Annotated in this window: 23 protein-coding genes; 20 read left to right on the plus strand and 3 right to left on the minus strand. The window is 73.9% G+C overall.

The window, feature by feature from the left end; all coding sequences use genetic code 11:
- Nucleotides 1-61 precede the first annotated feature (61 nt).
- The 10 genes from infA to glmM all read left to right on the plus strand — a co-directional run bounded on the left by infA (nucleotide 62) and on the right by glmM (nucleotide 7,287).
- Entirely contained in the window at nucleotides 62-283 is a 222-nt protein-coding gene (gene infA / locus LQU92_RS14290; protein WP_017833319.1) for a translation initiation factor IF-1, read from the plus strand.
- Nucleotides 284-335: 52 nt separating this feature from the next.
- Nucleotides 336-449 (plus strand): 50S ribosomal protein L36, encoded by a 114-nt coding sequence (gene rpmJ, locus LQU92_RS14295; protein WP_017833320.1) that lies wholly within the window; start codon nucleotides 336-338, stop codon nucleotides 447-449.
- 167 nt (nucleotides 450-616) lie between these two features.
- A complete protein-coding gene (rpsM, locus tag LQU92_RS14300) occupies nucleotides 617-985 on the plus strand; it encodes a 30S ribosomal protein S13 (RefSeq protein ID WP_058859343.1) in 369 nt (122 codons plus the stop codon).
- Between the two features lie 93 nt (nucleotides 986-1,078).
- Entirely contained in the window at nucleotides 1,079-1,483 is a 405-nt protein-coding gene (rpsK, locus tag LQU92_RS14305) for a 30S ribosomal protein S11 (protein WP_058859342.1), read from the plus strand.
- A 142-nt stretch (nucleotides 1,484-1,625) separates the two neighbouring features.
- A complete protein-coding gene (locus tag LQU92_RS14310) occupies nucleotides 1,626-2,633 on the plus strand; it encodes a DNA-directed RNA polymerase subunit alpha (RefSeq protein ID WP_058859341.1) in 1,008 nt (335 codons plus the stop codon).
- Nucleotides 2,634-2,700: 67 nt separating this feature from the next.
- On the plus strand, nucleotides 2,701-3,462 hold the full coding sequence (rplQ, locus tag LQU92_RS14315; RefSeq protein WP_101851920.1) for a 50S ribosomal protein L17: 762 nt from the start codon (nucleotides 2,701-2,703) through the stop codon (nucleotides 3,460-3,462).
- 136 nt (nucleotides 3,463-3,598) lie between these two features.
- Entirely contained in the window at nucleotides 3,599-4,519 is a 921-nt protein-coding gene (locus LQU92_RS14320; RefSeq protein ID WP_255667626.1) for a tRNA pseudouridine synthase A, read from the plus strand.
- Between the two features lie 262 nt (nucleotides 4,520-4,781).
- Nucleotides 4,782-5,225, plus strand: a complete 444-nt coding sequence (gene rplM / locus LQU92_RS14325; protein WP_058859339.1) for a 50S ribosomal protein L13 — start codon at nucleotides 4,782-4,784, stop codon at nucleotides 5,223-5,225.
- A gap of 38 nt (nucleotides 5,226-5,263) precedes the next feature.
- Nucleotides 5,264-5,770 carry a 30S ribosomal protein S9 gene (rpsI, locus tag LQU92_RS14330; protein ID WP_058859338.1) on the plus strand — a complete coding sequence of 169 codons (507 nt, stop codon included), beginning with the start codon at nucleotides 5,264-5,266 and terminating at the stop codon, nucleotides 5,768-5,770.
- A 161-nt stretch (nucleotides 5,771-5,931) separates the two neighbouring features.
- The gene (glmM, locus tag LQU92_RS14335) at nucleotides 5,932-7,287 is read left to right on the plus strand and encodes a phosphoglucosamine mutase (protein ID WP_230781381.1); all 1,356 of its coding nucleotides are present in this window, start codon (nucleotides 5,932-5,934) and stop codon (nucleotides 7,285-7,287) included.
- 93 nt (nucleotides 7,288-7,380) lie between these two features.
- On the opposite strand, the gene mscL is transcribed toward glmM, so the two are convergent.
- The 3 genes from mscL to coaA all read right to left on the minus strand — a co-directional run bounded on the left by mscL (nucleotide 7,381) and on the right by coaA (nucleotide 9,731).
- Nucleotides 7,381-7,776, minus strand: a complete 396-nt coding sequence (gene mscL, locus LQU92_RS14340) for a large conductance mechanosensitive channel protein MscL (protein WP_058859962.1) — start codon at nucleotides 7,774-7,776, stop codon at nucleotides 7,381-7,383.
- Between the two features lie 100 nt (nucleotides 7,777-7,876).
- On the minus strand, nucleotides 7,877-8,770 hold the full coding sequence (locus tag LQU92_RS14345) for a D-alanyl-D-alanine carboxypeptidase family protein (protein ID WP_230781383.1): 894 nt from the start codon (nucleotides 8,768-8,770) through the stop codon (nucleotides 7,877-7,879).
- 4 nt (nucleotides 8,771-8,774) lie between these two features.
- A complete protein-coding gene (gene coaA / locus LQU92_RS14350; protein WP_058859336.1) occupies nucleotides 8,775-9,731 on the minus strand; it encodes a type I pantothenate kinase in 957 nt (318 codons plus the stop codon).
- Between the two features lie 160 nt (nucleotides 9,732-9,891).
- Between coaA and LQU92_RS14355 the strand changes: the two genes are divergently transcribed.
- From LQU92_RS14355 to LQU92_RS14400, 10 genes are all read left to right on the plus strand, one after another.
- The gene (locus LQU92_RS14355) at nucleotides 9,892-11,985 is read left to right on the plus strand and encodes a PTS mannitol transporter subunit IICBA (protein WP_305067891.1); all 2,094 of its coding nucleotides are present in this window, start codon (nucleotides 9,892-9,894) and stop codon (nucleotides 11,983-11,985) included.
- Nucleotides 11,982-13,148, plus strand: a complete 1,167-nt coding sequence (locus LQU92_RS14360) for a mannitol-1-phosphate 5-dehydrogenase (protein WP_230781384.1) — start codon at nucleotides 11,982-11,984, stop codon at nucleotides 13,146-13,148. The genes LQU92_RS14355 and LQU92_RS14360 overlap by 4 nt, the downstream gene beginning before the upstream one ends.
- 138 nt (nucleotides 13,149-13,286) lie before the next feature.
- Nucleotides 13,287-15,164: a glutamine--fructose-6-phosphate transaminase (isomerizing) gene (glmS, locus tag LQU92_RS14365; RefSeq protein WP_101851924.1), complete on the plus strand. Its 1,878-nt coding sequence runs from the start codon at nucleotides 13,287-13,289 to the stop codon at nucleotides 15,162-15,164.
- 331 nt (nucleotides 15,165-15,495) lie between these two features.
- The gene (locus tag LQU92_RS14370; RefSeq protein WP_230781385.1) at nucleotides 15,496-15,903 is read left to right on the plus strand and encodes a holo-ACP synthase; all 408 of its coding nucleotides are present in this window, start codon (nucleotides 15,496-15,498) and stop codon (nucleotides 15,901-15,903) included.
- Nucleotides 15,900-17,462, plus strand: coding sequence for an NAD(P)H-hydrate epimerase (locus tag LQU92_RS14375; RefSeq protein ID WP_101851926.1), 1,563 nt, complete (start codon nucleotides 15,900-15,902; stop codon nucleotides 17,460-17,462). Before LQU92_RS14370 ends, LQU92_RS14375 begins: the two co-directional genes overlap by 4 nt.
- Before the next feature lie 158 nt (nucleotides 17,463-17,620).
- On the plus strand, nucleotides 17,621-19,807 hold the full coding sequence (glgX, locus tag LQU92_RS14380; protein ID WP_101851927.1) for a glycogen debranching protein GlgX: 2,187 nt from the start codon (nucleotides 17,621-17,623) through the stop codon (nucleotides 19,805-19,807).
- A gap of 99 nt (nucleotides 19,808-19,906) precedes the next feature.
- The gene (gene treY, locus LQU92_RS14385) at nucleotides 19,907-22,264 is read left to right on the plus strand and encodes a malto-oligosyltrehalose synthase (RefSeq protein WP_230781386.1); all 2,358 of its coding nucleotides are present in this window, start codon (nucleotides 19,907-19,909) and stop codon (nucleotides 22,262-22,264) included.
- Nucleotides 22,264-24,147: a malto-oligosyltrehalose trehalohydrolase gene (gene treZ, locus LQU92_RS14390; RefSeq protein WP_230781387.1), complete on the plus strand. Its 1,884-nt coding sequence runs from the start codon at nucleotides 22,264-22,266 to the stop codon at nucleotides 24,145-24,147. The genes treY and treZ overlap by 1 nt, the downstream gene beginning before the upstream one ends.
- A gap of 96 nt (nucleotides 24,148-24,243) precedes the next feature.
- Nucleotides 24,244-25,326, plus strand: coding sequence for an L-glyceraldehyde 3-phosphate reductase (gene mgrA, locus LQU92_RS14395; protein WP_308071642.1), 1,083 nt, complete (start codon nucleotides 24,244-24,246; stop codon nucleotides 25,324-25,326).
- Nucleotides 25,327-25,346: 20 nt separating this feature from the next.
- On the plus strand, nucleotides 25,347-26,039 hold the full coding sequence (locus LQU92_RS14400; RefSeq protein ID WP_230781388.1) for a LysE family translocator: 693 nt from the start codon (nucleotides 25,347-25,349) through the stop codon (nucleotides 26,037-26,039).
- Nucleotides 26,040-26,218 lie beyond the last annotated feature (179 nt).

Raw genomic sequence — 26,218 nt, forward strand, 5'->3', positions numbered from 1 at the left:
TCAAGAACACCCGAACCCTGCCCGGCGCCCCGGCGGCGGGCCCCTGAAGTTAGCGGAGGATATGGCCAAGAAAGACGGAGTCATCGAGATCGAGGGCACTGTGGTCGAGGCTCTGCCCAACGCGATGTTCCGCGTTGAGCTGAACAACGGTCACCTGGTGCTCGCCCACATCTCCGGCAAGATGCGCCAGCACTACATCCGGATCCTTCCCGAGGACCGCGTGGTGGTGGAGCTGAGCCCGTACGACCTCACCCGCGGTCGTATCGTCTACCGCTACAAGTAGGACCGGCGGCCGCCGGCCGCCGCCACTCGAGAGAACGACGCGAAGGAATGCGATGAAGGTTCAGCCGAGCGTGAAGCCGATCTGCGACAAGTGCAAGGTGATCCGGCGCAACGGCCGGGTCATGGTGATCTGCGAGAACCCGCGCCACAAGCAGCGCCAGGGCTGATCCGCCCGAGCTGCCCCACGCAAGTGGATTAGACAAGGCACCGCTCCCGACCGGAGGGATCCGGGCGGGTGCCCCCGGGAACAGAGGCCGGGGACCGGCGGACGGCGACGTCCCGACCGGGCAGCGATGCTGAAGACCTCTGGAGAAGAACAAGGAGAACCGCCGACATGGCACGTCTCGCTGGCGTTGACCTTCCCCGTGAGAAGCGGCTGGAAGTAGCGCTCACCTACATCTACGGCGTGGGACGCACCCGCGCGCTGGACACCCTCGAGGCCACGGGCATCTCGGGCGACCTGCGCGTGCGCGAGCTCACCGACGCCCAGCTCGTCGAGCTGCGCGACTACATCGAGGGCAACTACAAGGTCGAGGGCGACCTGCGGCGCGAGGTCGCCGCCGACATCCGCCGCAAGGTCGAGATCGGCAGCTACCAGGGCCTGCGCCACCGCCGCGGCCTGCCGGTGCACGGACAGCGCACGAAGACCAACGCGCGCACCCGCAAGGGTCCCAAGCGCACGGTCGCCGGCAAGAAGAAGTAGCCCGCTGCCGCTCGTGCACCGGGACCCGGCGTCCCCCGAGCGGCACCACCCCGCTCTTCACCGCTCTTCCTGAACACCTCGTAGGAGATCTCCATGCCCCCGAAGACTCGCGCAGCGGCTGCACGCAAGCCCCGTCGCAAGGACAAGAAGAACATCGTCCAGGGCCAGGCCCACATCAAGTCGACGTTCAACAACACCATCGTCACCATCACCGACCCCACCGGCGCCGTCCTCTCCTGGTCCTCCGCCGGCGAGATGGGGTTCAAGGGGTCGCGCAAGTCCACCCCGTTCGCCGCCCAGATGGCCGCCGAGGCCGCCGCCAAGCGCGCGCAGGAGCACGGCGTGCGCAAGGTGGACGTGTTCGTCAAGGGCCCGGGCTCCGGGCGCGAGACCGCCATCCGCTCCCTCCAGGCCACCGGCCTCGAGGTCGGCTCGATCTCGGACGTCACCCCGAGCGCGCACAACGGGTGCCGCCCGCCGAAGCGCCGCCGCGTCTGATGCGAGCGCACCGACCGGGCCCCGCGCACTGCGGGGCCCGGTCGGCGCGCCGACACCGGACCGGGCACCGGTCCGCACCCACCAACTGTTTTCCACCACCTGCGGTCGTCATATGGCGGATGCCCGCTGAAAGGAAACATCAGTGCTCATCGCACAGCGCCCCACCCTCTCGGAAGAGGTCGTGGCCGAGAACCGGTCCCGCTTCGTGATCGAACCCCTCGAGCCCGGCTTCGGCTACACCCTCGGCAACTCCCTCCGCCGCACCCTGCTGTCCTCGATCCCGGGTGCTGCCGTGACCAGCATCCGCATCGACGGGGTGCTCCACGAGTTCTCCACCGTGGAGGGCGTCAAGGAGGACGTCACCGAGATCATCCTCAACATCAAGAAGCTCGCCGTCTCCTCGGAGCAGGACGAGCCGGTCGTCGCCTACCTGCGCAAGCAGGGTCCCGGCGTCGTGACCGCGGCGGACATCACGGCCCCGGCCGGTGTGGAGATCCACAACCCGGACCTGCACATCGCCACCCTCAACGCGAAGGGCCAGCTCGAGCTCGAGCTGACCATCGAGCGGGGCCGCGGCTACGTCTCGGCGGCGCAGAACAAGGCCGGGGACGCGGAGATCGGCCGGATCCCGGTCGACTCCATCTACTCCCCGGTGCTCAAGGTGACCTTCCGCGTGGAGGCCACCCGCGTCGAGCAGCGCACCGACTTCGACAAGCTGGTCCTGGACGTGGAGACCAAGGAGGCCATCTCCCCGCGGGACGCCGTCGCCTCCGCCGGCACCACCCTGGTCGAGCTGTTCGGCCTGGCCCGCGAGCTGAACGCGGCCGCCGAGGGCATCGAGATCGGCCCCTCGCCGACCGACGCCGCGATGGCCGCCGACATGGCCCTGCCGATCGAGGACCTCGAGCTGACCGTGCGGTCCTACAACTGCCTCAAGCGCGAGGGCATCCACACCGTGGGCGAGCTCGTCGGCCGCTCCGAGGCGGACCTGATGGACATCCGCAACTTCGGCGCGAAGTCCATCGACGAGGTCAAGGCCAAGCTCGTCGACCTGGGCCTCTCCCTCAAGGACTCGCCCCCCGGTTTCGACCTCGCCGCCCGCGCCGCCGCGATCGACGACGAGAACCCGTTCGACGACGTCGACCAGTAATCCTTCCCTCTGAAGTCCCGCCGGGTCCTGGGCCCGGAGGGGACGACCTTCCAGGAGATCAACAACCATGCCTACTCCCACCAAGGGTCCCCGTCTCGGAGGCGGCCCCGCCCACGAGCGCCTGATGCTGGCCAACCTGTCCCAGCAGCTGTTCGAGCACAAGCGCATCACCACCACGGTCACCAAGGCCAAGCGGATGCGCCCCTACGCCGAGCGCCTGATCACCTTCGCCAAGCGCGGTGACCTGGCCGCCCGCCGCCGGGTGCTCGCCCAGCTCTCCGACAAGTCCGTGGTCCACGAGCTGTTCACCACCATCGCCTCGGCGATGGAGGACCGCAACGGCGGCTACACGCGCATCACCAAGATCGGCAACCGCAAGGGCGACAACGCCCCCATGGCCGTGATCGAGCTCGTCATGGAGCCCGTCGCGACCAAGGCCACCGTCGCCGAGGCCGAGCGGGCCACCGAGAAGGCCGCCCCCGCCCCGGCCGCGCCGGTCGACACCCCGGCCGGCTCCACCGCCGAGGACGTCACCGCCGAGGAGATCCCCGCGCAGGAGCAGGCCCCGGAGGTGGGCTCCGAGGAGGCCGCCGCCGTCGCCGCCGAGAACACGGAGGCGGAGTTCCCCGGCTCGCACGCGCCGCTGGAGTCCGGCGAGGCCCCCGAGGGCTTCGACGTCAAGGGCAACAAGAACTCGATGAAGTACCACGTGCCCGGTTCGCGCTGGTACGCGGGCACCACCGCCGAGATCTGGTTCGACTCCCCGGCCAGCGCCGAGGCCGCCGGCTTCCAGCCGGCCGGCGGTGCCGCCGCGCAGAAGCTGCGCTGAGCCGAGCCGACCGCACCGAGCACGCCGCCGGGGACACCGTCCCCGGCGGCGTCGCCGTGCCCGGGCCTGCCCCCCGCACGCCCCCGGCGGCCCCCCGGGCCCGCCCCGAGACCCCTGGAGCCGCACCGTGATCCCACTGCCCGCCGCCGGCCCGGCCCCGCACGCCGTGCGCGTGCGCCTGGACCTGGCCTACGACGGCGCCCCCTTCTCGGGGTGGGCGCGCCAGCCGGGACGGCCCACCGTCCAGGGCGCCCTCGAGGACGCCCTCGCGCTGCTCGTGCGCCGGCCCGTGCGCGTCGTCGTCGCCGGGCGCACGGACGCGGGGGTGCACGCCCGCGGGCAGGTCGTCCACCTCGACCTCGGCGCCGCCGAGTGGACGGGCCTGGCCCGGGGGCGCGCCGAGGACCCGGGGGACGCGCTCGTGCGGCGGCTGACCGGGACCCTCGGCCACGTCCTGGGCCGGGGCCGCCGCGCGGCGGGGCTGGCGGAGTGCCCGGGCGCGGTCGTCGTGCGCTCGGCGCGCGAGGCGCCCCCCGGCTTCGACGCCCGCTTCTCGGCGGTCGCCCGCCGGTACAGCTACCGGATCGACGACGGCGCCGGCGGTCTCGACCCGCTCACCCGGCACCTGACCTGGTGGACCCCCGACGTCCTCGACGTCCCGGCGATGGCCGCGGCGCTGCAGGAGCTGGTGGGCCTGCACGACTTCCTCGCCTTCTGCCGCCCCCGCGAGGGCGCCACCACCGTGCGCGAGATGCTCGCGGCTTCGGTCGAGCGGGACCCCGCCGGGCTCGTGGTCCTCGGCCTGGAGGCGGACGCCTTCTGCCACCACATGGTCCGCTCGGTCGTGGGCGCCGCCGTGCGCGTCGGGGCCGGCCGGGAGGCCACCGGCTGGCTGGGGGAGCGGCTGGCCGACCGGGTGCGCGACGCGCGCATCCTCATGGCACCGCCCCACCCGCTCGTCCTCGAGGAGGTCCGCTACCCCGAGGACGCCGCGGTCGCCGAGCGCGCCCGGGCCACCCGCGCCCGGCGGGACCCCGCGCAGCCGCCCCCCGCGTAGCACCGGCGCGCGCGGGCGTCCGCGGGCGGGGAGTGGCGCCGGGGAGCCCGATCCGGTACCGTGGAGTGCTGTTGTGCGTGTCCCGCCTCGGTTCACGTGTACCCGGATCCGCCGTCCAGTTGCAGGACGCATGGCGGCCGGTGCACCGGGGTCTCGGGCACCGGATGCAGCTCGGCCCTCACCCGAGCCCCGGACGGCACACGGATGCAACGGCGTGACCCCAACTAGCGCCACCGAGAGAACCCGAACGAAGGCAAATAACGTGCGTACGTACACCCCGAAGCCCGGTGACATCCAGCGCCAGTGGCACGTCATCGATGCCACCGACGTCGTCCTGGGTCGTCTTGCCAGCCAGACCGCAACGCTGCTGCGCGGAAAGCACAAGCCGACCTTTGCTCCTCACGTCGACGGCGGCGACTTCGTCGTCATCGTCAACGCCGACAAGGTGGCCCTGACCGGCGCGAAGCTCGAGAAGAAGCGCGCCTACCGGCACTCCGGCTACCCCGGCGGCCTCAAGTCCACCTCCTACGCGGAGCTGCTCGAGAAGAACCCGGTGCGCGCCGTGGAGAAGGCCGTGCGCGGCATGCTCCCCAAGAACAAGCTGGCCGCCCAGCAGATGTCCAAGCTGAAGGTCTACGCCGGCCCGGAGCACCCCCACGGTGCCCAGCAGCCGCAGACCTTCGAGTTCACCCAGGTCGCCCAGTAATTCCGGGCCTACGAGACAAGAACTGATCGAGGAGAATCGTGGCTCAGAACACTGACGAGCAGTACACCGCCGAGGGCGAGGAGCAGCTGACCAGCTACACCTCCGAGTCCTCCGCCGCCCCCGAGGCCGTCGCGACCGGCGAGCGCCCCGCGCTGACCGTCTCCGGCCAGGCCGTCGGCCGCCGCAAGGAGGCCGTCGCCCGCGTGCGCGTCGTCCCCGGCTCCGGCCAGTGGACCGTCAACGGGCGCACCCTGGAGAACTACTTCCCGAACAAGCTCCACCAGCAGGAGGTCAACGAGCCCTTCGCGCTGCTGGAGCTCGAGGGCGCCTACGACGTGATCGCCCGCATCCACGGCGGCGGCCCCTCCGGCCAGGCCGGCGCGATGCGCCTGGGCGTGGCCCGCGCCCTCAACGAGATCGACGCGGAGAACAACCGCCCGTCGCTGAAGAAGGCCGGCTTCCTCACCCGTGACGCCCGCGTCACCGAGCGCAAGAAGGCCGGTCTCAAGAAGGCCCGCAAGGCCCCGCAGTACTCCAAGCGCTGATCGACGGGCCCCGGCCCGGCGAGATCGCCCCACGGAACCCCGTCCCGCCACCCGGCGGGGCGGGGTTCCGCCGTTCCACGGCGCGTCACGGACGTGACGCACGCCACACGCAGGGCCGTCGTGCGCGGTCGGGCGGCCGGGCGGACCGTACTATGGGTCCGATGTCTAGATTATTCGGAACGGACGGCGTCCGCGGGCTCGCGAACGACCTCCTCACAGCCAACATGACCCTGGACCTCGCGCAGGCGGCGGCGATCGTGCTCGGCCACGGCCACGCCCCCGAGGGCCGCCGGCCCACCGCGGTCCTGGCCCGCGACGGCCGCGCGAGCGGGGAGTTCCTGGGCGCCGCCGTGGCCGCGGGCCTGGCCGGCTCGGGCGTGGACGTCCACGACGCCGGCGTGCTGCCGACCCCGGCGCTGGCCTACCTCGTGGCCGACCTGGACGCCGACTTCGGCGTGATGATCTCCGCGTCCCACAACCCCGCCCCGGACAACGGCATCAAGTTCCTGGCCCACGGCGGGCGCAAGCTGCCGGACCGGGTCGAGGACGAGATCCAGGCGGTGTGGGAGTCCGGGGACTTCCGCCGCCCCACGGGCGCGGAGGTCGGGCGGATCAGCCTCCTCACCGACGCCGAGGACCGCTACGTCCTCCACCTCGTGGGCGCGATCCCGCAGCGGCTGGAGGGCCTGCGCATCGTCCTGGACTGCGCCAACGGCGCCGCCTCGGGGGTCTCCCCGGACGCGTTCCGGGACGCCGGGGCCGACGTGCAGGTCATCGGCGCCGAGCCGGACGGGCTCAACATCAACGACGGCTGCGGCTCGACCCACCTCGAGCCCCTGCGCCGGGCGGTGCTCGAGCGCGGGGCGGACCTCGGCATCGCCCACGACGGCGACGCCGACCGCTGCCTCGCGGTCGACCACACGGGCCAGGAGGTCGACGGCGACCAGATCATGGCGATCCTCGCCCTCGGCCTGAAGGAGCAGGGCCGGCTGGTGGACGACACCCTGGTGGCCACCGTGATGAGCAACCTCGGGCTCAAGCTCGCCCTGCGGGAGGCCGGGATCGAGGTCCGCGAGACCGCGGTCGGCGACCGCTACGTCCTCGAGACGATGACCGAGCACGGCTACAACCTCGGCGGCGAGCAGTCCGGGCACGTCATCATGTCCGACTGGGCGACCACCGGCGACGGCCTGCTCACCGGGCTGATGCTGGCCTCGCGCGTGGCCGCCACGGGCACCCCGCTCGCGGAGCTCGCCCGGGTGATGACCCGCCTGCCGCAGGTGCTCGTCAACGTGCGCGGGGTCGACCGGTCCGCCGTGGGCTCCAACGCCGCCGTGCGGGCGGCCGTCGCGGAGGTCGAGCAGCGCCTGGGGGAGACCGGCCGGGTGCTGCTGCGCCCCTCGGGGACCGAGCCGGTGGTGCGGGTCATGGTCGAGGCCGCCACGGAGGAGACCGCCCGCGCGGAGGCCGAGCACCTGGCCGCGGTCGTGGAGCAGGAGACCGCCCTCACCGTCTGAGCGCGGTGCCGCGCCCGCCGGACCGGCGGCGCGGACGGGCCGAGGCCCGCACCGGCGCTGCCGGTGCGGGCCTCGAACGGACGGGTGGACGGGTCAGGCGGAGCGCTGGGTGAGCGCGTCGCGGATCTCGGTGAGGAGCTGGACCTGCGGGTCGGCCTCCTCCTCGGCCGGGGTGATGCCGAGGCGGCGGTTGCGGGCCTCGATCATCTTGTTCATGGGCAGCACGATCGCGAAGTAGACCGCGGCGGCCACGAGCAGGAAGTTCACGAGCGCGGTGAGCAGCACGCCGAACCGGATGTCGTTGCCGTTGAGGGTGACCATCGCGAACGAGTCGAAGTTGGGCGAGCCCACCAGCGCGGAGATGGCCGGCATCAGCACGGCCTCGACCATGGCGTTGACGACCTGGGCGAAGGCGGCGCCGATGATCACGGCGACGGCGAGGTCCAGGACGTTGCCCTTCATGATGAATTCTTTGAAACCCTTGAGCATGCTCACAGAGTAGCCCGGAAGTGCGTTTTCCGGACGGGGAGCTCCGTCACACGCCGGTGCGGGCGCCCCGTCGTGGCGGCACGCCCGGCGGCGGGCGCGCTCAGCGGGCGGGGCCGTAGTCCGGGGCCGGCCCCAGTCCGGAGAACTCCTCGAGGGTCGCGGCCCCGGAGGACGTGTACTCCCTGGCGCGCTCGGCCCCGAGGTGGCGCAGGTGCCAGGGCTCGTACCAGTACCCGGTCGTCGGGTGCTCCCCGAACGGGTAGCGCACCACGAACCCGTGCTCCGCGGCGTGCTCGGCCACCCAGGCCGCGGCGGGGGTGTCCGCGAAGCAGACCTGCAGGTCGCACCCCCCGCCCTGCCCGACGTCGAGGGCCAGCCCGGTCTGGTGCTCCGAGTGGCCCGGGCGCGCCGAGGCGGTGTCCGCGGCGGCGCGGCCCTGGCGGGCGACCCAGCCGGCGTAGGCGGCGGCCTGGTCGTCGTAGGAGCGGTAGCCGGAGAGCGCGACGATCCGCACCCCGTCGGCGCGCGCGGCGGCGAGCAGCCGGCGGGCGTCGCGGGCGGCCTCCGGGCGCAGCCGGACCCCCTCGACGTCCTCCAGTGCCGCCGGCGCCCAGCGCGGCGGGTCGAGCGGGCGGCGCTTGTTCACGACCACGGCCGGCGAGGCCGGGTCGTCCAGCTCCGGCGGGGGCGCGGCCGTGCCCGGGTCGGCCCCCGGCCCCTCGTCGACGGGGGAGTCCGCGGCCGGGCCCCGGGCGTCCCCCGCATCCCCGCCGCCGGGGGACGCCGCCGCGGTGCCGGGGACCCCTGAGGAGCGCGGGCCGCCGGGGGAGGCCGCTGCCGGGCCCGGTGCGGAGGACGCGGGTGCGGACGGGGCGGGGCCCGGGCCGGCGTCCCCGCAGCCGGTCAGCACCGCGGCGAGCAGGCCCGCCGCGAGGAGCCGGGGCCCGGCCGGGCGGGGGAGGCGGTGGCGCGGGGCAGGGCTCGGGGCGCGCACGGGGTCAGTTCTTGCGCAGCAGCACGCGGCGCACCGAGTGGTCGGGGCCCTTGGAGAGGATCAGGCGGGCCCGGCCGCGGGTGGGCAGCACGTTCTCGACGAGGTTCGGCTCGTTGATCCGCCGCCAGATCCCCAGCGCCGTGGCCTCGGCCTCGTCGTCGGAGAGGGCCGCGTAGCGGTGGAAGTAGGAGCCGGGGTCGGAGAAGGCCGAGGAGCGCAGGGCCTGGAAGCGCTCCACGTACCAGCGCTCGATGTCGGCCGTGCGGGCGTCGACGTAGATGGAGAAGTCGAAGAAGTCGCTCAGGGCGAGGGCCGCCCGGTCGCCAGGCCGCACCTTCGCGGGGGCGAGCACGTTGAGCCCCTCCACGATGACCACGTCGGGGCGGGTCACCACGACCTCCTCGCCGGGGACGATGTCGTAGCTGTGGTGGGAGTAGCGCGGGGCGCGCACCTCCGGGGCCCCGGACTTGATCTCCGCGACGAAGCGCAGCAGCGCCCGCCGGTCGTAGGACTCGGGGAAGCCCTTGCGCTCCATCAGCCCGCGGCGGTGCAGCTCCGCGTTGGGGTGGAGGAACCCGTCGGTGGTCACGAGCTGCACGTTCGGGGTGGAGGGCCAGCGGGAGAGCAGCTCGCGCAGCAGGCGCGCCGTCGTGGACTTGCCCGCGGCCACGGACCCGGCGATGCCGATGACGAACGGGGTGCGCGCGTGCTCCTCGCCGAGGAACGCGTTCGTGGAGGCGTTGAGCCGGTTCGAGGAGGCGTCGTAGAGGGTGAGCAGCCGGGACAGCGGCAGGTAGACCTCCCGGACCTCCTCCACGTCGAGGTGGTCGCCGAGGCCGCGCAGGTTCTCGATCTCCTGGGAGGACAGGGGGACGTCGATCGCGTCCGCGAGCCTCGACCAGGTCTGCCGGTCGAGCTCCACGAACGGCGAGACTCGGTGCTGGAGGGCGTGGGTGCTCATCGGGGACAGTCTAGACCTGCGCCCCGCCGCGCCCCGGTGCGCGGGCCCGGTGCGGGCGGTACATTGGGGCCACGACGGCGCGGACCGTCGGCCGGACCGCCACGACCGGCTCTCCGGCCGGTGGCCCCGGCCCCATCTTCCGAGAGCCGAGGACGAGACGATGGCCACGACAGCGACGACGACGGAGCCCGGCGCGGGCGGCAGGTCCAGGGGCACGGCGGCCCGGGCGCACGTGCAGCGCTTCGGCACCTTCCTCTCCGGGATGATCATGCCCAACATCGGGGCGTTCATCGCCTGGGGCCTGATCACCGCCTTCTTCATCGAGGCGGGCTTCACCCCCTACGGGCCCCTGGGCGGGTTCGGCACCGACGCCGAGGGCACCCCGCACACGGGGCTCGTGGGCCCGATGATCACCTACCTGCTGCCCCTGCTGATCGCCTACACCGGCGGACGGATGGTCTACGACGTGCGCGGCGGCGTCGTGGGCGCGATCGCCACGATGGGCGTGATCGTGGGCGCCGACATCCCGATGTTCATCGGGGCGATGCTCATGGGCCCGGCCACGGCGTGGCTGATGAAGCGGATCGACGCCATCTGGGACGGGAAGATCAAGCCCGGCTTCGAGATGCTGGTCAACAACTTCTCCGCCGGGATCTTCGCCGGGATCATGGCGATCGTCGGGTTCTTCGTCATCGGCCCGGCGGTGCTGGTGTTCTCCAACGCCGCCGCGGCCGCGGTGGAGTTCCTGGTGGACCGGGGGCTGCTGCCGCTGACCTCGATCCTGATCGAGCCGGCGAAGGTGCTGTTCCTCAACAACGCGATCAACCACGGCATCCTCACCCCGCTGGGCACCGCCCAGGCCCTGGAGCAGGGCAAGTCCATCCTCTTCCTGCTCGAGGCCAACCCGGGCCCGGGCCTGGGGATCCTGCTGGCCTACATGGTCTTCGGCCGCGGGACCGCACGGGCCTCGGCCCCGGGGGCGGCCCTGATCCACTTCTTCGGCGGCATCCACGAGATCTACTTCCCCTACGTGCTCATGAAGCCGGCCCTGATCCTGGCCGCCATCGCCGGCGGCGCGACGGGGATCTTCACCCTGACGATCTTCGACGCGGGCCTGCGCGCCCCGGCCGCGCCCGGGTCGATCATCGCGGTGCTGGCCCAGACGGCCTCGGACTCCTACGTGGGCGTGGTCCTGGCCGTCGTCGCGGCCACGGCCGTGTCCTTCCTCGTGGCCTCCGTGATCCTCAAGGCCTCCGGGGACAAGGGCGAGGGCGACCTCACCGAGGCGACCGCGCGGATGGAGGGGATGAAGGGGCGGAAGAGCTCGGTCTCCTCCTCCCTCGTCGGCACCAGCGGCGGCGCCGACGCCGCCGGCGAGCGCGACCTCGACGCGGGGGAGCCCGTGCGCCGCATCGTCTTCGCGTGCGACGCCGGGATGGGCTCCTCGGCGATGGGCGCCTCCGTGCTGCGCAACAAGGTCCGGTCGGCGGGCTTCGAGGACGTGACGGTCACCAACGCGGCGATCGCCAACCTCACCGACGACTTCGACATCGTGGTCACCCACCAGGACCTCGCCACCCGGGCCCGGCCCAAGGTCCCGAGCGCGTCCGTGGTCACGGTCGACAACTTCATGGGCAGCCCCCGCTACGACGAGATCGTCGAGGCGGTGCGCCGGCGCAACGTCGACGGCGCGGACGGCGCCCCCGCCGGGGCGACGGCAGGGGCCGCGGGCGCGGCCGGGACGGCGGCGGGCCCGGCGGGGACGACGACGGCCGCGGCAGCACCGGCGGAGGGACCGGCCCGGGAGACCGGGGCGGAGGCCGAGCCCGTGCTGACCCGCGAGCGGATCGTCATGGACGGCGGGGCGCGCAGCGCCGCGCAGGCCATCGACGAGGCCGGCGGGCTGCTCGTGGCCGCCGGGGCCGTGGACGACGCCTACGTGGCCTCGATGCACGAGCGCGAGGAGTCGGTGTCCACCTTCATGGGCAACGGTCTGGCGATCCCGCACGGGACCAACGACGCGAAGGACTCCATCCTCCGCTCCGCCCTGTCGGTGGTGCGCTACACCGAGCCGGTGGACTGGAACGGCAAGCCCGTCACCTGGGTGATCGGCATCGCGGGCAAGGACAAGGAGCACCTGGGCATGCTCGCCAAGATCGCCCGGATCTTCAGCAGCAAGGAGCAGGTCGCGCGCCTGAACGAGGCGCGCACCGCGGACGAGGTCCTCGAGATCCTCGGGAAGGTGAACTCATGAAACAGGCCGTGCACTTCGGCGCCGGGAACATCGGCCGCGGCTTCGTCGGCCTGCTGCTGCACGAGGCCGGCTACGGCCTCGTCTTCGCCGACGTGGCCGAGCCCCTCGTCGACGCCCTCCGGAGCACCCCCCGGTACACGGTGCACGAGGTCGGCGCGGGCGGGCGGGACCACGTCGTCGGCGACTACACGGCCGTGCACTCCGCCGCGGAGCCCGAGGAGCTCACGGCGCGGCTGGCCGCGGCCGACGTCGTCACGACCGCCGTGGGCCCGAGCGTGCTGCGCTTCGTGGCCCCGGCGATCGCCGCGGGCCTGGCCGCGCGCCCGGCCGGGGAGCCCCGCCAGGCCGTGATGGCGTGCGAGAACGCGATCAACGCCACGGACCTGCTCGAGGAGCAGGTCCGCGCCGCGGCGCGCGAGCACGGCCTCGACGACGCCGCCGTCGACGCCCGGGCTGTCTTCGCCAACACGGCGGTGGACCGGATCGTGCCCGACCAGGCCCCCGGCGGCGGGCTCGACGTGCGCGTGGAGCCCTACTACGAGTGGGCCGTCGAGTCCGGGCCCTTCGGGGAGGCCCTGCCGCAGATCCCCGGGATCACCTGGGTGCCATCACTGGCGCCCTACATCGAGCGCAAGCTCTTCACGGTGAACACCGGCCACGCCGCGGCCGCCTACCTCGGCCGGGCCGCCGGCCGGCGCACGATCGCGGAGGCGCTGGCCGACCCGGAGGTGCGGGCGGGGGTCGAGGCCGTGCTGGCGGAGACCTCGGCCCTGCTCGTCGCCAAGCACGGCTTCGACGCCGCCGAGCACGAGCGCTACGTGCGGAAGATCCTCGCCCGCTTCGCCAACGACGCCCTGCCCGACACGGTCGAGCGGGTGGGCCGGGCGCCCCTGCGCAAGCTCGGCCGGCACGAGCGCTTCGTCGGCCCCGCCGCGGAGCTGGCCGAGCGCGGACTGGGCACCGAGGCCCTCCAGCGGGCGATGGCCGCGGCCCTGCGCTTCGACGCCCCCTCGGACCCCGAGGCGGTCCGCCTGGGGGAGCTGCTCGAGCACCGCGGGGCGGCCGAGGCCGCGCGCGAGATCACGGGGCTGGACCCGCAGCACCCGCTCTTCCCGCGCCTCGAGGCGCTCGTGGCCGAGGCCGCTCGGGAGCGCCGGGGCTGACGGACCGGCCCGCCCGGGAGCGTCCTGCGGGACCCGCCGCCGTCCCCCGAACGGCGTCCCGGTGTCCCCCCAAGTGGCCCGTCGCAGCCCGCCCCGGCCTGCCCGGGGCGGCGGAATCCATGCGGTACTGTGAAGCGCATGTGTGGAATCGTTGGATATGTGGGCCCGGCCTCCCCCTCGGCCGAGACCTCGCACGGCGCCCTGGACGTCCTCGTGGAGGGCCTGCGCCGGCTGGAGTACCGCGGCTACGACTCGGCCGGCGTCGCCGTCGTGGCGGACGGTGCGATCGGCCACCGCAAGAAGGCCGGCAAGCTGGCCAACCTCGAGGAGGAGCTGCGCCGCGACCCGCTGCCCGCCTCCGCCACGGGCATCGGCCACACCCGGTGGGCGACCCACGGCGGGCCCACCGACCTCAACGCCCACCCGCACGTCGTCGACGGCGGCCGGCTGGCCGTGATCCACAACGGGATCATCGAGAACTTCGCCGAGCTCAAGCAGGAGCTCACCGAGAAGGGCCACGCCTTCACCTCGGAGACGGACACCGAGGTCGCCGCCGCGCTGCTCGCGGAGACCTACAACGACCTCGGCGACCAGGACCTCGTGGCCGCCGTCCAGGCCACGGCCCGCCGGCTCGAGGGCGCCTTCACGATCCTCGCCGTGCACGTCGACCATCCCGGCCGCGTCGTGGCCGCCCGCCGCAACTCCCCGCTCGTGCTCGGGCTGGGGGAGGGCGAGAACTTCCTCGGCTCGGACGTCTCCGGGTTCATCGACCACACCCGCCGCGCGGTGGAGCTCGGCCAGGACCAGGTCGTGTCGATCACCGCCGAGGGCTACGAGATCACCGACTTCGAGGGCCGGCCCGCCGAGGGCAAGCCCTTCGAGGTGCTGTGGGACGCCGCCGCCGCCGAGAAGGGCGGCTTCCCCTCCTTCATGGAGAAGGAGATCAACGAGCAGCCCATGGCCGTGGAGCAGACCCTCATGGGCCGCACCGACCCCGAGGGGAACCTGGTCCTCGACGAGCTGAAGATCGACGAGTCCGTGCTGCGCGCGGTGGACAAGATCGTCGTCGTCGCCTGCGGCACCGCCGCCTACGCGGGCCAGGTCGCCCGCTACGCGATCGAGCACTGGTGCCGGATCCCCACCGAGGTCGAGCTGGCCCACGAGTTCCGCTACCGCGACCCCATCGTCGACGAGCGCACCCTCGTGGTGGCCCTCTCCCAGTCGGGGGAGACCATGGACACCCTCATGGCGGTCCGGCACGCCCAGGAGCAGGGCGCGAAGGTCGTGGCGATCTGCAACACCAACGGCTCGACCATCCCCCGGGAGGCCGACGCGGCGCTGTACACCCACGCCGGCCCGGAGATCGCGGTCGCCTCGACCAAGGCGTTCCTCGCCCAGATCACCGCCGCCTACCTCCTGGGCCTCTACCTGGCCCAGCTGCGCGGGAACAAGTACAAGGACGAGATCGCGGGCATCCTCGCCGAGCTCGAGGCGATGCCGGCGAAGATCCAGGCGGTCATCGACACCCAGGACCAGGTCAAGTCCCTGGCCCAGCAGATGAAGGACGCCGCCTCGGTGCTCTTCCTCGGCCGCCACGTGGGCTACCCGGTCGCGCTCGAGGGCGCGCTGAAGCTCAAGGAGATCGCCTACATCCACGCGGAGGGCTTCGCGGCCGGCGAGCTCAAGCACGGGCCCATCGCCCTGATCGAGGAGGGCCAGCCGGTCTTCGTGATCGTGCCCTCCCCGCGGGGCCGCGACTCCCTGCACGCCAAGGTCGTCTCCAACATCCAGGAGATCCGCGCCCGCGGCGCGGTGACCATCGTGATCGCCGAGGAGGGGGACGAGGCCGTCGCGGACTACGCCAACCACGTCTTCCGCGTCCCGCAGGCCCCGACGCTGCTCCAGCCGCTGCTGGCCACGGTTCCGCTGCAGATCTTCGCCTGCGAGCTGGCCACCGCCAAGGGCTACGACGTCGACCAGCCGCGCAACCTCGCGAAGTCCGTCACCGTCGAGTAGCCCCCGCCGCCGCACGGTGCCGCCGGCCCGCCGCCCCCGTCGGGCGGCGGGTCGGCGGCCGTCCGGGGGTGGGACGGGGGCTGGACCGAGGTCGGGCCTGCCCCTTGGCCGTCCGGGGGCGGGCCCAGGGGCAGGCCCCGTCCGGGCCGGGGAGCCCGCACGCCGGCCGGAGCCGCAGGACCGCGCACCCGCGGCGGGAGCCGCCGCGGCCGGTCACCCCGGTCCCGTCCTGCCGTCCCGGCGCCCCGGTCCCGTCCCGGCGTCCCGGCGCCCGCGTCCGGTGCCCGCCCTCGTGCGCCACGCCGCCGTGCCGCGCGGCTAGGGTGGGGCCATGATCATCGGCACCGGCATCGACGTGGTGGACGTCGCCCGCTTCGAGGCGCAGATCGCCCGCACCCCCGGGCTCGTGGAACGGCTCTTCACGCCGGGGGAGCGGGGACTGCACGTGCGCTCGCTGGCCGCCCGCTTCGCCGCGAAGGAGGCGGCGGCCAAGGCCCTCAAGGCCCCGCCCGGGATGATCTGGCAGCACTGCTGGATCGAGAAGGACCCCTCCGGGGCGCCCGTGCTGCGCACCGAGGGCACGGTCGCGGACGAGGCCCGCCGCCAGGGCATCGACCGCTGGCACCTGACCATGACCCACGACGGCGGGATCGCGATGGCCATGGTCGTCGCCGAGCGGACCGCCCCGGTGGACCCGGCCCCCGGGGCGCCCGGCCGCGAGGGGCAGGTCCCGGCGTGATCGAGGCGCACACCGGCTCGCAGGTGCGCGCCGCCGAGACCCCCTTCCTCGAGCGCGGCGACGGGCCCGCCCTGATGCGCCGGGCCGCCCACGGCCTGGCCCTGGCGTGCGCGCGCCGGCTGCGGGAGCGCCGCGGGAAGGTGGCCGGGGCCCGGGTCGTGGTCCTCGCCGGCACCGGCAACAACGGCGGGGACGGCCTGTGGGCCGGCGCCGAGCTGGCCCGCCGGGGCGCGGCCGTGCTCGCGGTCGCCACCGGCGACCGGCTCCACACGGAGGGCGAGGCCGCCCTGCGGGCCGCCGGCGGACGGGTCCTGTTCCTCGGCGGCCCCGACGGCGCCGGCGCGGCCGGGCGGGTGCTGGCCGCGGACCTCGTGGTGGACGCCGTGCTGGGCACCGGCGCCCGGGGCGGGCTGCGCGGGGCCGCCGCCGCGCTGGTCCAGGAGGTCCTCGACGGCCTGCCCGACGGCGCCGGCCCCGAGGTCGTGGCCTGCGACGTCCCCTCCGGGGTCGGCGCCGACACCGGTGCGGTGCACGGGCCCGTCCTGCCCGCCGGCACCACCGTCAGCTTCGGGTCGGCCAAGGCCGGGCTGCTGCTGCCGCCGGGGGAGGCCCTGTGCGGGCGGGTCGTCACCGTGCCGCTGGGCCTCGAGCCCGCCCTGCCTGCCCCGGCGCTGCGCCGGCTCGAACCCGAGGACGTCGCCGCCCTGTGGCCGCGCCCCGGCGCCGGCTCCCACAAGTACTCCCGCGGGGTGGTCGGCGTCGTCGCAGGCTCGGCCACCTACCCCGGGGCGGCCCTGATGTGCACCCGCGCCGCCGTCGACGCCGGCGCCGGGATGGTGCGCCACCTCGGGGACCCGCAGACCCGCCGGCTCGTGTGCCTGACCAGCCCGGAGGTCGTCGCCTCCGAGGACCACCCGGCCGAGGTCCACGTCCAGGCGTGGGTGGTCGGCCCCGGGGCGGTCGGGGACCCCGCCCAGGAGTCGCGCATCGACGCGGTGCTCACCGGCCCCGTCCCCGCGGTCGTCGACGCCGGGGCGCTCGGCGCGGCCGCGCGCGCCGCCGCCGACGGCGCCCTGGGCCCCGGCAAGGTCCTCACCCCCCACGCCGGCGAGCTGGCCCAGGTGCTCGCGTGGCTGGCGGCGCTCGGCGTGCTCGAGGAGGCCCCCGAGCGCGAGGGCGTCGAGGCCGAGCCGGCTCGGTGGGCGGCGGCGGCCGCCGCGGCCACGGGCGCCGTCGTCGTCCTCAAGGGCGCGACCACGGTCGTGGCCGCCCCCGGCGGCCTGCTGCTCGCCCAGGCCGACGGCAGCCCCTGGCTGGCGACCGCCGGCAGCGGGGACACCCTCGCCGGGGTCATGGGCGCGGTGCTCGCCGCGTGCGCCGAGCACCCCGACGCCTTCGCCGCCGCGGGGCCGTGGGCGCGCGGGGAGAACCGGTTCGCCGTGGCCGCCGCGCTCGCGGTCGCCGTGCACGGGCAGGCATCCCGCCTCGGCGGCCTCGGCCCGGTCCCGCCGACGGTCCTCGCGCAGCGGGTGCGGGACGTGCTGCGCGCCCGCTCCTGAGACCCCGTGCCGGGCGCTCCCGCCCCCGCCCGCCCGCCCCCGTGCGCGGTGCCCGCGCGCACGGGGGCGGGCGGGCGGGCGGCTATGGTTAACCCCACGTCACCACCAACAGCCCGCTGACGGTCGCCCCCGGCCGGCGGGCGCGACAGGAGAAGCCCATGGAAGTCTGGCCCGGCCAGCCCTATCCCCTCGGAGCGACCTTCGACGGGACCGGCACCAACTTCGCCCTCTTCAGCGAGGTCGCGGAGAAGGTCGAACTGTGCCTCTTCGACGACGACGGCACGGAGACCCGCGTCGACGTCGAGGCGCAGGACGGCTACGTGTGGCACTGCTACCTCCCGCAGGTCCAGCCCGGCCAGCGCTACGGCTACCGCGTGCACGGTCCGTGGGACCCGGCCGCGGGCCAGCGCTGCAACCCCGCCAAGCTGCTGCTCGACCCCTACGCCAAGGCGGTCTCCGGCCGGTTCGACTGGGCCCAGCCGCTGTTCTCGTACAACTTCGGGGAGGAGGACTCCTTCAACGAGGAGGACTCGGCCCCGCACATGCCCAAGGGCGTGGTGATCAACCCGTTCTTCAACTGGGAGGGCGACCGCATCCCGCGCACCCCGTACCACAAGTCCGTGATCTACGAGGCGCACGTCAAGGGCCTCACCGAGCGCCACCCGGAGATCCCGGAGGAGCAGCGCGGCACCTACGCCGGGGTCGCCCACCCGGCCGTGATCGCCCACCTGCAGAAGCTCGGGGTGACCGCGATCGAGCTCATGCCGGTGCACCAGTTCGTGCAGGACTCCACGCTGCTGGAGAAGGGTCTGCGCAACTACTGGGGCTACAACACCATCGGCTTCTTCGCCCCGCACAACGAGTACCACTCCACCAACGACCTCGGCGGGCAGGTCCAGGAGTTCAAGGCCATGGTCAAGGCCCTGCACGAGGCGGACATCGAGGTGATCCTCGACGTGGTCTACAACCACACCGCCGAGGGCAACCACCTGGGCCCCACGCTGTCGATGAAGGGCATCGACAACCAGGCCTACTACCGCACGGTCGAGGACGACCAGAAGTACTACATGGACTACACGGGCACGGGCAACTCCCTCAACGTCCGCCACCCGCACTCGCTGCAGCTGATCATGGACTCCCTGCGCTACTGGGTGACCGAGATGCACGTGGACGGCTTCCGCTTCGACCTGGCCGCCACGCTGGCCCGCGAGTTCTACGACGTCGACAAGCTCTCCACGTTCTTCGAGCTCGTCCAGCAGGACCCGGTCGTCTCCCAGGTCAAGCTCATCGCCGAGCCGTGGGACATCGGCCCCGGCGGCTACCAGGTGGGCAACTTCCCGCCCCAGTGGACGGAGTGGAACGGCAAGTACCGCGACACCGTGCGCGACTTCTGGCGCGGCGAGCCCTCGACCCTCGGCGAGTTCGCCTCCCGCATCACCGGCTCCGCCGACCTCTACGAGCACAGCGGCCGCCGGCCCTTCGCCTCCATCAACTTCGTCACCGCCCACGACGGCTTCACCCTGCGCGACCTCGTCTCCTACAACGAGAAGCACAACGACGCCAACGGCGAGGGCAACAACGACGGCGAGTCCCACAACCGCTCCTGGAACTGCGGGGTGGAGGGACCCACCGACGACCCGGAGATCCTGGGGCTGCGCGCCCGCCAGCAGCGCAACTTCCTCGCGACCCTGCTCCTGTCCCAGGGCACGCCCATGGTCCTGCACGGCGACGAGCTCGGGCGCACGCAGGACGGCAACAACAACACCTACTGCCAGGACAACGAGCTGTCGTGGATCGACTGGGACACCATGGACGGGCCGCTGACCGAGTTCGTGGCCGCGGTGACCCAGCTGCGCCACCAGCACCCCACGTTCCGCCGCTCCAACTTCTTCGACGGCCGCCCCGTCGAGATGGACGAGGACGACGCCGGCCGGCCCATGCCGGACATCGCCTGGCTGAACACCGACGGCTCCCCGATGAAGCCCGCCGACTGGGACGAGCCGCTGTCCCGCTCGCTGGGGATGTGGCTCAACGGCCACGGCATCGCCGGGGTGGACATGCGCGGGCGTCCCATCACGGACGTGAACTTCATCGTCTACTTCAACTCCAACCCGGAGCCCGTGAAGTACAAGCTGCCCCCGGCCCGCTACGGCCGGCAGTGGGAGGAGATCCTCGACACCGCGGGCGAGCACGCCGACGGGCAGATCCGCCGCTCCCGCAGCACCATCACCCTGCGCGGGAAGTCGATGGTCGTGCTGCGCGCCTACGAGGAGCCCGAGGAGGAGCCCGACGCCTCGGTCGCCGCCTCCGTGGCCGTCTACGCGCAGACCCCGCAGGACCAGTGACGCGCTGAGCCCGCCCGGCGGGACACCGGCAGGCTTGCGACCCGGCAACGGGTCGCAAGCCTGCTGGCGTTTCGGGGGTGTTCCCGACAGACTTGGGGCGTGCGCACACCGACATCGACCTACCGACTGCAGATCACCTCCGACCTGACCCTGGACCGGGCCGCGGGACTCGTGGACTACCTCCACGACCTCGGCGCCGACTGGGTCTACCTCTCCCCGGTCCTGCGGGCCGTGGGCGGATCCGACCACGGCTACGACGTCGCCTCCCCGGAGGAGGTCGACCCCGTCCGCGGGGGCCCCGAGGGGCTGCGGGCGCTCGCCGACGCCGCGCACGCGAGGGGCATGGGCGTGGTCGTCGACGTCGTGCCCAACCACCAGGGCGTCACCGTGCCCCGGGAGAACCCCTGGTGGTGGTCGCTGCTCGAGCAGGGGCAGGCCTCGCCCTGGGCGCGCGCCTTCGACGTCGACTGGGACGCCGGCGGCGGCAAGGTGCTGATCCCCGTGCTCGGCGACGGCGCGGACGAGCTCGACCGGCTGCGCGTCGAGGACGGCACGCTGCGCTACTACGACAACGTCTACCCGCTCGCCGAGGGCACGTGGACCGAGGGCGAGGACGCCCGCGCCGTCCACGCCCGCCAGCACTACGAGCTGATCAACTGGCGCCGCGGCGACGACGAGCTCAACTACCGCCGCTTCTTCACGGTCGCGACCCTCGCGGGGGTGCGCGTGGAGGACCCCGAGGTCTTCGAGGCCTCCCACGCCGAGATCCGCCGCTGGTTCGACGAGGGCCTCGTCGACGGCCTGCGCATCGACCACCCGGACGGGCTGCGCGACCCCGGCGGGTACCTCGAGCAGCTGGCGGAGCTCACCGGCGGCGCGTGGGTCGTGGTCGAGAAGATCCTCGAGCCCGGCGAGCGGCTGCCCCGCGGCTGGGCCACCGCGGGCACCACCGGCTACGACGCGCTGGGCACGATCGACCGGCTGCTCACCGACCCCGCGGGGGAGTACGCGCTCACGAGCCTCGACGCGCGGCTGCGCGACGGGCAGCCCGTGCACTGGGACGAGCTGATCCACGGCACCAAGCGCGCCATGGCCGACCGCGGCCTGCACGCCGAGGTGCGGCGCCTGGCCCGCCTCGTGCCCGCCGACGCCGGGCTCGCCCCGGAGACCGCCGAGGACGCGCTCGCGGAGGTCCTCGCGAACTTCCCCGTCTACCGCAGCTACCTGCCCGAGGGGGCCGAGCACCTGCGGGCGGCCCTCGACGCGGCCCGGGAGCGGCGCCCGGACCTCTCGGACGCCGTCGACACCCTGGGCGGGCTGCTCGGCGCCGGGGCCACGGACGAGGACGAGCTCGGTGAGCTCGCCCGCCGCTTCCAGCAGACCTCCGGGATGGTCGTGGCCAAGGGCGTGGAGGACACCGCGTTCTACCGCTTCCCCCGGCTGACCTCCCTGACCGAGGTCGGCGGCGACCCCTCGCACTTCTCCCTGACCCCCGCCGAGGCCCACGACGAGCTCGCCCGCCGGGCCGCCGAGGAGCCGGCCGCGATGACCACGCTGTCCACCCACGACACCAAGCGCTCCGAGGCGGTGCGCGCCCGCATCACGGTGCTCGCCGAGGCCGCCGAGCAGTGGGCGGGCGTGGTGGGCACCGTCAAGCGACTCGCCGAGGAGCGGGGCACGCGCGTGGGCGACGGCCCGCTCGTCAACCTCGTCCTGCAGACCGCGGTGGGGGCCTGGCCGCTGGACCAGGAGCGCCTGACCGACTACGCGCTCAAGGCGGCCCGCGAGGCGGGGGTCTCGACCGCGTGGGTCGACGGCGACGAGGACTTCGAGGCGCGGCTGACCCGTTTCCTCGACCACGTCCTGCACGACCCCGAGATGCGCGCGGTCGTCGAGGGCTTCGCCGAGCACGTCACCGCCGCCGGGTGGTCCAACGGGCTCGCCGCGAAGCTGGTCCAGCTCACGATGCCCGGCGTGCCGGACGTCTACCAGGGCGCCGAGCTGTGGGCCGAGTCCCTCGTGGACCCCGACAACCGCCGGCCCGTCGACTTCGAGGAGCGCGCCCGCGTGCTCGCCCGCCTCGACGCCGCCGCCCCCGGCAGCGACGAGGCCAGGCCCGCCGTCGGCCCGGACGGCGCCGCGAAGCTGCTGGTGACCTCCCGGGCGCTGCGGCTGCGCCGCGACCGGCCGGAGCTGTTCACCGGCTACAGCCCCCTGCAGGCCTCCGGACCCCGGGCCGAGCACGTGTTCGCCTTCGACCGCGGCGGCGCCGTCACGGTCGTCACCCGGCTGCCCCTGGGCCTGGCCGCGCGCGGTGGCTTCACGGAGGAGACCCTCGCCCTGCCCGCCGGGTCGTGGGAGGACGTCCTCACGGCCCGCCCGCACACCGGCACCGTCGCGGTGGCCGACCTCCTCTCCGACTACCCCGTGGCGCTGTTGCGCCGGAAGGACTCCTGATGACCGTCCCCACCGACCGCGCCTGCCTCGACCGCTTCGACGTCTGGGCCCCCCACGCCAAGGCCGTGACGGTGCGGGTGGAGGGCGTCGACCACCCCATGGTCGCCGCCACCACCCTGCCCGCCGGCACCCTGCGCGGCTCCGCCCGCCGCGGCCAGGGCTGGTGGACCCTGCCCGACGACGCCGACGTCCCCGCCGGGACCGTGCGCTACGGCTACGTCCTCACCAAGGTCTTCGACGAGGGCACCCCCGACGAGCGCACCCAGGTCTCCGACGTGCTGCCCGACCCCCGCTCGCGCCGCCAGCCGCAGGGCGTCCACGACCTCTCCTGCACCTTCGACCCCGCCGAGCACGCCTGGGGCGACGGCGCCTGGACGGGCCGCGCCCTGGCCGGATCCGTGGTCTACGAGCTGCACGTGGGGACCTTCACCCCCGAGGGCACCCTCGACTCGGCGGTCGAGCGGCTGGACCACCTCGTGGAGCTCGGCGTGGACCTCGTGGAGCTGCTGCCGGTCAACGGCTTCAACGGCGAGCACAACTGGGGCTACGACGGCGTGCTGTGGTACACCGTCGACGAGTCCTACGGCGGGCCCGCCGCCTACCAGCGCTTCGTGGACGCCTGCCACCAGCGGGGCCTGGGCGTGGTCCAGGACGTCGTCTACAACCACCTGGGCCCCTCCGGGAACTACCTGCCGCTGTTCGCCGACTACTTCAAGCCCGGCGCCAGCAGCTGGGGCGACCTGATCAACCTCGACGGGTGGGGCTCCGACGGCGTGCGCGAGCACATCCTCGACAACGTGGAGATGTGGCTGCGGGACTACCACGTGGACGGCTTCCGGCTCGACGCCGTCCACGCCCTGCAGGACCACCGCGCCGTGCACATCCTCGAGGAGATCGCCGAGCGGGTGGAGCGGGTCGCCGCCGAGACCGGCAAGCCGCTGTTCACCATCGCGGAGTCCGACCTCAACGACCCCCGGATGATCACCCCCGTGCACGAGAACGGCCTGGGCATGACCGGGCAGTGGCTCGACGACTTCCACCACGCCGCCCACGTCGCCCTCACGGGGGAGACCCAGGGCTACTACGCGGACTTCGGCTCCCTGGCCAGCCTCGACAAGGTGGTGCGCGAGGCGTTCTACCACAACGGCACCATGTCGGCCTTCCGCGGCCGCCACCACGGGCGGCCGGTGGACAAGCGCCGGCAGCGGACCTGGCAGTTCGTCACCTGCATCCAGAACCACGACCAGGTCGGCAACCGCGCCGCCGGGGACCGGATCAGCGCGGGCCTCGACGCCGACCGGCTCGTGCTCGGGGCGGTGCTGCTGCTGACCCAGCCCTTCACCCCCATGCTGTTCATGGGCGAGGAGTGGGGGGCGTCCACGCCGTGGCAGTTCTTCACCGCCCACCCCGAGCCCGAGCTGGGGGAGGCCGTGGCCCGCGGCCGCAAGGCCGAGTTCGCCTCGATGGGCTGGGACGAGTCGACCGTGCCCGACCCGCAGGCCCCCTCGACCTTCGAGAACTCCAAGCTCGACTGGTCGGAGACCGGCCGCGGCGACCACGCCCGCGTCCTGGCCGCCTACCGCGAGCTGATCACCCTGCGCCGGACCGTGCCCGAGCTCACCGACCCGCGCTTCGCGACGATCCGCACGGCCCACGACGACGACGCCCGCTGGTTCGTGCTCCACCGGGCCGCGGAGCCCGGGTCGGACCACGGCGTCGCCGTGCTGCTGAACTTCGGCACCGAACCGGTGCGGGTGCCCTTCCCCGGCACGGCCGGGGCCGAGGTGCTCTTCCGCTCCGGCGAGGTCTCCCTCTCCGCCGGGGACGACGGCGGCGCGCTCGCGCAGCTGCCCGCCCACGGCGCCGCCGTCGTGCGCTGCTGAGCGCCGCCCCACCGACCCCCACGACCCCCGCGCGCACGGCCGGGAGGCGCCCTCCGGCGGCCTCCCGGCGGTGCACGGCCCGACGGAAGGAACCCCGTGCACACCTACGGACCCGACGCCCACTACGTCCCCGCGGCGGAGCGCTACGAGACGATGCCCTACCGCCGGGTGGGGGAGTCCGGGCTGAAGCTGCCCCTGATCTCCCTGGGGCTGTGGCACAACTTCGGCGACGACAAGCCGCTGGGGACCCAGCGCGCCATCCTGCGCACGGCCTTCGACCTGGGCATCACGCACTTCGACCTGGCCAACAACTACGGCCCGCCCGCGGGCTCCGCGGAGCTGAACTTCGGGCGGATCCTGCGCGAGGACCTCGCCCCCTACCGCGACGAGCTCGTGATCTCCACGAAGGCCGGCTGGGACATGTGGCCGGGCCCGTACGGCTTCGGCGGCTCCCGCAAGTACCTGGTCTCCTCCCTCGACCAGTCCCTGCGGCGGTTGGGCACCGACCACGTCGACGTGTTCTACCACCACCGCCCGGACCCCGAGACCCCGCTGGAGGAGACGATGCGGGCGCTGGACCACATCGTGCGCTCGGGGCGGGCCCTGTACGCGGGCATCTCCTCCTACAACGCCGAGCTGACCCTGCGCGCCCAGGAGATCATGCGGGAGCTGGGCACCCCGCTGCTGATCCACCAGCCGTCCTACTCGATGCTCAACCGCTGGATCGAGGCCCCCGGCCCGTCCGGGACCTCGCTGCTCGGGGCCCTCACCCGGGCCGGGATGGGCTCGATCGTCTTCACCCCGCTGGCCCAGGGCATGCTCACCGACCGCTACCTCGACGGCGTCCCGGCCGACTCCCGCGCCGCGGCCGAGAAGTCCCTGGACCCCGAGTGGCTCTCGGAGCGGACCCTGGAGAAGGTCCGCGGCCTGCACGCCATCGCCCGCGAGCGCGGCCAGACGCTCGCCCAGATGGCCCTGGCCTGGGTCCTGCGGGAGCAGGCGGACGGCCAGGTGACCACCGCCCTCGTCGGCGCGTCCTCGCCCGCCCAGCTCGTGGACAGCGCGGGCGCCGTGCAGCGGCTGGACTTCACCGACGACGAGCTCGCCGCGATCGACCGGCTGGCCACGGACTCCGACATCAACATCTGGGCCGGCGCCCAGGACTCCAAGCACGCGTGAGCACCGGGACCCGCTGACCCGTGGAGGCCTCGCAGTACCTCGCCCTGCTCGGGCTGTGGATCGCCGGGATCGTCTCCCCGGGCCCCGACGTGCTCGTGATCCTGCGCAACGCCTCGCTAGGCTCCCGCCGGGCGGGGGTGCTCACCGCCGCCGGCGTGATGACGGGCAACCTGCTGTGGATCGGGCTGTCCCTGACCGGGGTCACGGTGCTCATCGCCGGCGCCGAGCCGCTGCAGCGGCTCCTGCAGGTCGGCGGGGCGCTGTTCCTGGGCTGGCTCGGCATCGGCGGCGTGCGCGCCGGCCTGGCGGCCCGGGTCCCCGCCCGGGCGGCCGGGTCCGGCGCCCCGCCGGAGGACCGCGACCCCGGCGGGGGGCCGGACCCGCTGCGCGGCGGGCCCGGCCCGTCCCGGGCCCTGACCCCGGGACGGGCCTTCGTGGTCGGACTGGTCACGAACCTCTCCAACGCCAAGGCGATCGTGTTCTTCGTCGCCCTGTTCGCCAACGTGGTGCCCGCCGGCGCCCGGTGGTGGGAGACGGCCCTGGTCTACGTCCTGCTCGTGGCCGTGGGCCTGGGCTGGTTCACTGCCGTCGCGTGGGCCGGGTCGGTCGAGCGCCTCGCCGCGGCCTTCCGGCGCCGGGCCGCGGCCGTCGAGCTCGCCGCCGGGGCGCTGTTCCTGGTGCTGGCCGCCGCCCTGCTGCTCGGCGCCCGCTGAGCCCGCACCCTGCGCGCCCGCACCGTCCGCCGGGCGCACGCCCTCCCCGCGGCGCTGCGTCCTCTCCTCCGGAGGATCCCGTGCCGCGCGGGAGCCCGCGCCGTCGGCGCCCCCGACGTGGGCTCCCGCGAGGGGCAGGGGCGGGGGAGGGGGCCCGCGGGCGCGGATAGACTGGGCCG

Source organism: Kocuria sp. LUK (genome assembly GCF_021012935.1).
Classification (GTDB): domain Bacteria; phylum Actinomycetota; class Actinomycetes; order Actinomycetales; family Micrococcaceae; genus Kocuria; species Kocuria flava.

What these genes read in the sequence shown, in the direction of transcription:
- infA (WP_017833319.1), top strand. Translation starts at nt 62, where the DNA reads ATGGCCAAGAAAGACGGAGTCATCGAGATCGAGGGCACTGTGGTCGAG.
- rpmJ (WP_017833320.1), top strand. Translation starts at nt 336, where the DNA reads ATGAAGGTTCAGCCGAGCGTGAAGCCGATCTGCGACAAGTGCAAGGTG.
- rpsM (WP_058859343.1), top strand. Translation starts at nt 617, where the DNA reads ATGGCACGTCTCGCTGGCGTTGACCTTCCCCGTGAGAAGCGGCTGGAA.
- rpsK (WP_058859342.1), top strand. Translation starts at nt 1,079, where the DNA reads ATGCCCCCGAAGACTCGCGCAGCGGCTGCACGCAAGCCCCGTCGCAAG.
- rplQ (WP_101851920.1), top strand. Translation starts at nt 2,701, where the DNA reads ATGCCTACTCCCACCAAGGGTCCCCGTCTCGGAGGCGGCCCCGCCCAC.
- glmM (WP_230781381.1), top strand. Translation starts at nt 5,932, where the DNA reads ATGTCTAGATTATTCGGAACGGACGGCGTCCGCGGGCTCGCGAACGAC.
- mscL (WP_058859962.1), bottom strand. Translation starts at nt 7,776, where the DNA reads ATGCTCAAGGGTTTCAAAGAATTCATCATGAAGGGCAACGTCCTGGAC.
- coaA (WP_058859336.1), bottom strand. Translation starts at nt 9,731, where the DNA reads ATGAGCACCCACGCCCTCCAGCACCGAGTCTCGCCGTTCGTGGAGCTC.
- LQU92_RS14355 (WP_305067891.1), top strand. Translation starts at nt 9,892, where the DNA reads ATGGCCACGACAGCGACGACGACGGAGCCCGGCGCGGGCGGCAGGTCC.
- LQU92_RS14360 (WP_230781384.1), top strand. Translation starts at nt 11,982, where the DNA reads ATGAAACAGGCCGTGCACTTCGGCGCCGGGAACATCGGCCGCGGCTTC.
- glmS (WP_101851924.1), top strand. Translation starts at nt 13,287, where the DNA reads ATGTGTGGAATCGTTGGATATGTGGGCCCGGCCTCCCCCTCGGCCGAG.
- LQU92_RS14370 (WP_230781385.1), top strand. Translation starts at nt 15,496, where the DNA reads ATGATCATCGGCACCGGCATCGACGTGGTGGACGTCGCCCGCTTCGAG.
- glgX (WP_101851927.1), top strand. Translation starts at nt 17,621, where the DNA reads ATGGAAGTCTGGCCCGGCCAGCCCTATCCCCTCGGAGCGACCTTCGAC.
- treZ (WP_230781387.1), top strand. Translation starts at nt 22,264, where the DNA reads ATGACCGTCCCCACCGACCGCGCCTGCCTCGACCGCTTCGACGTCTGG.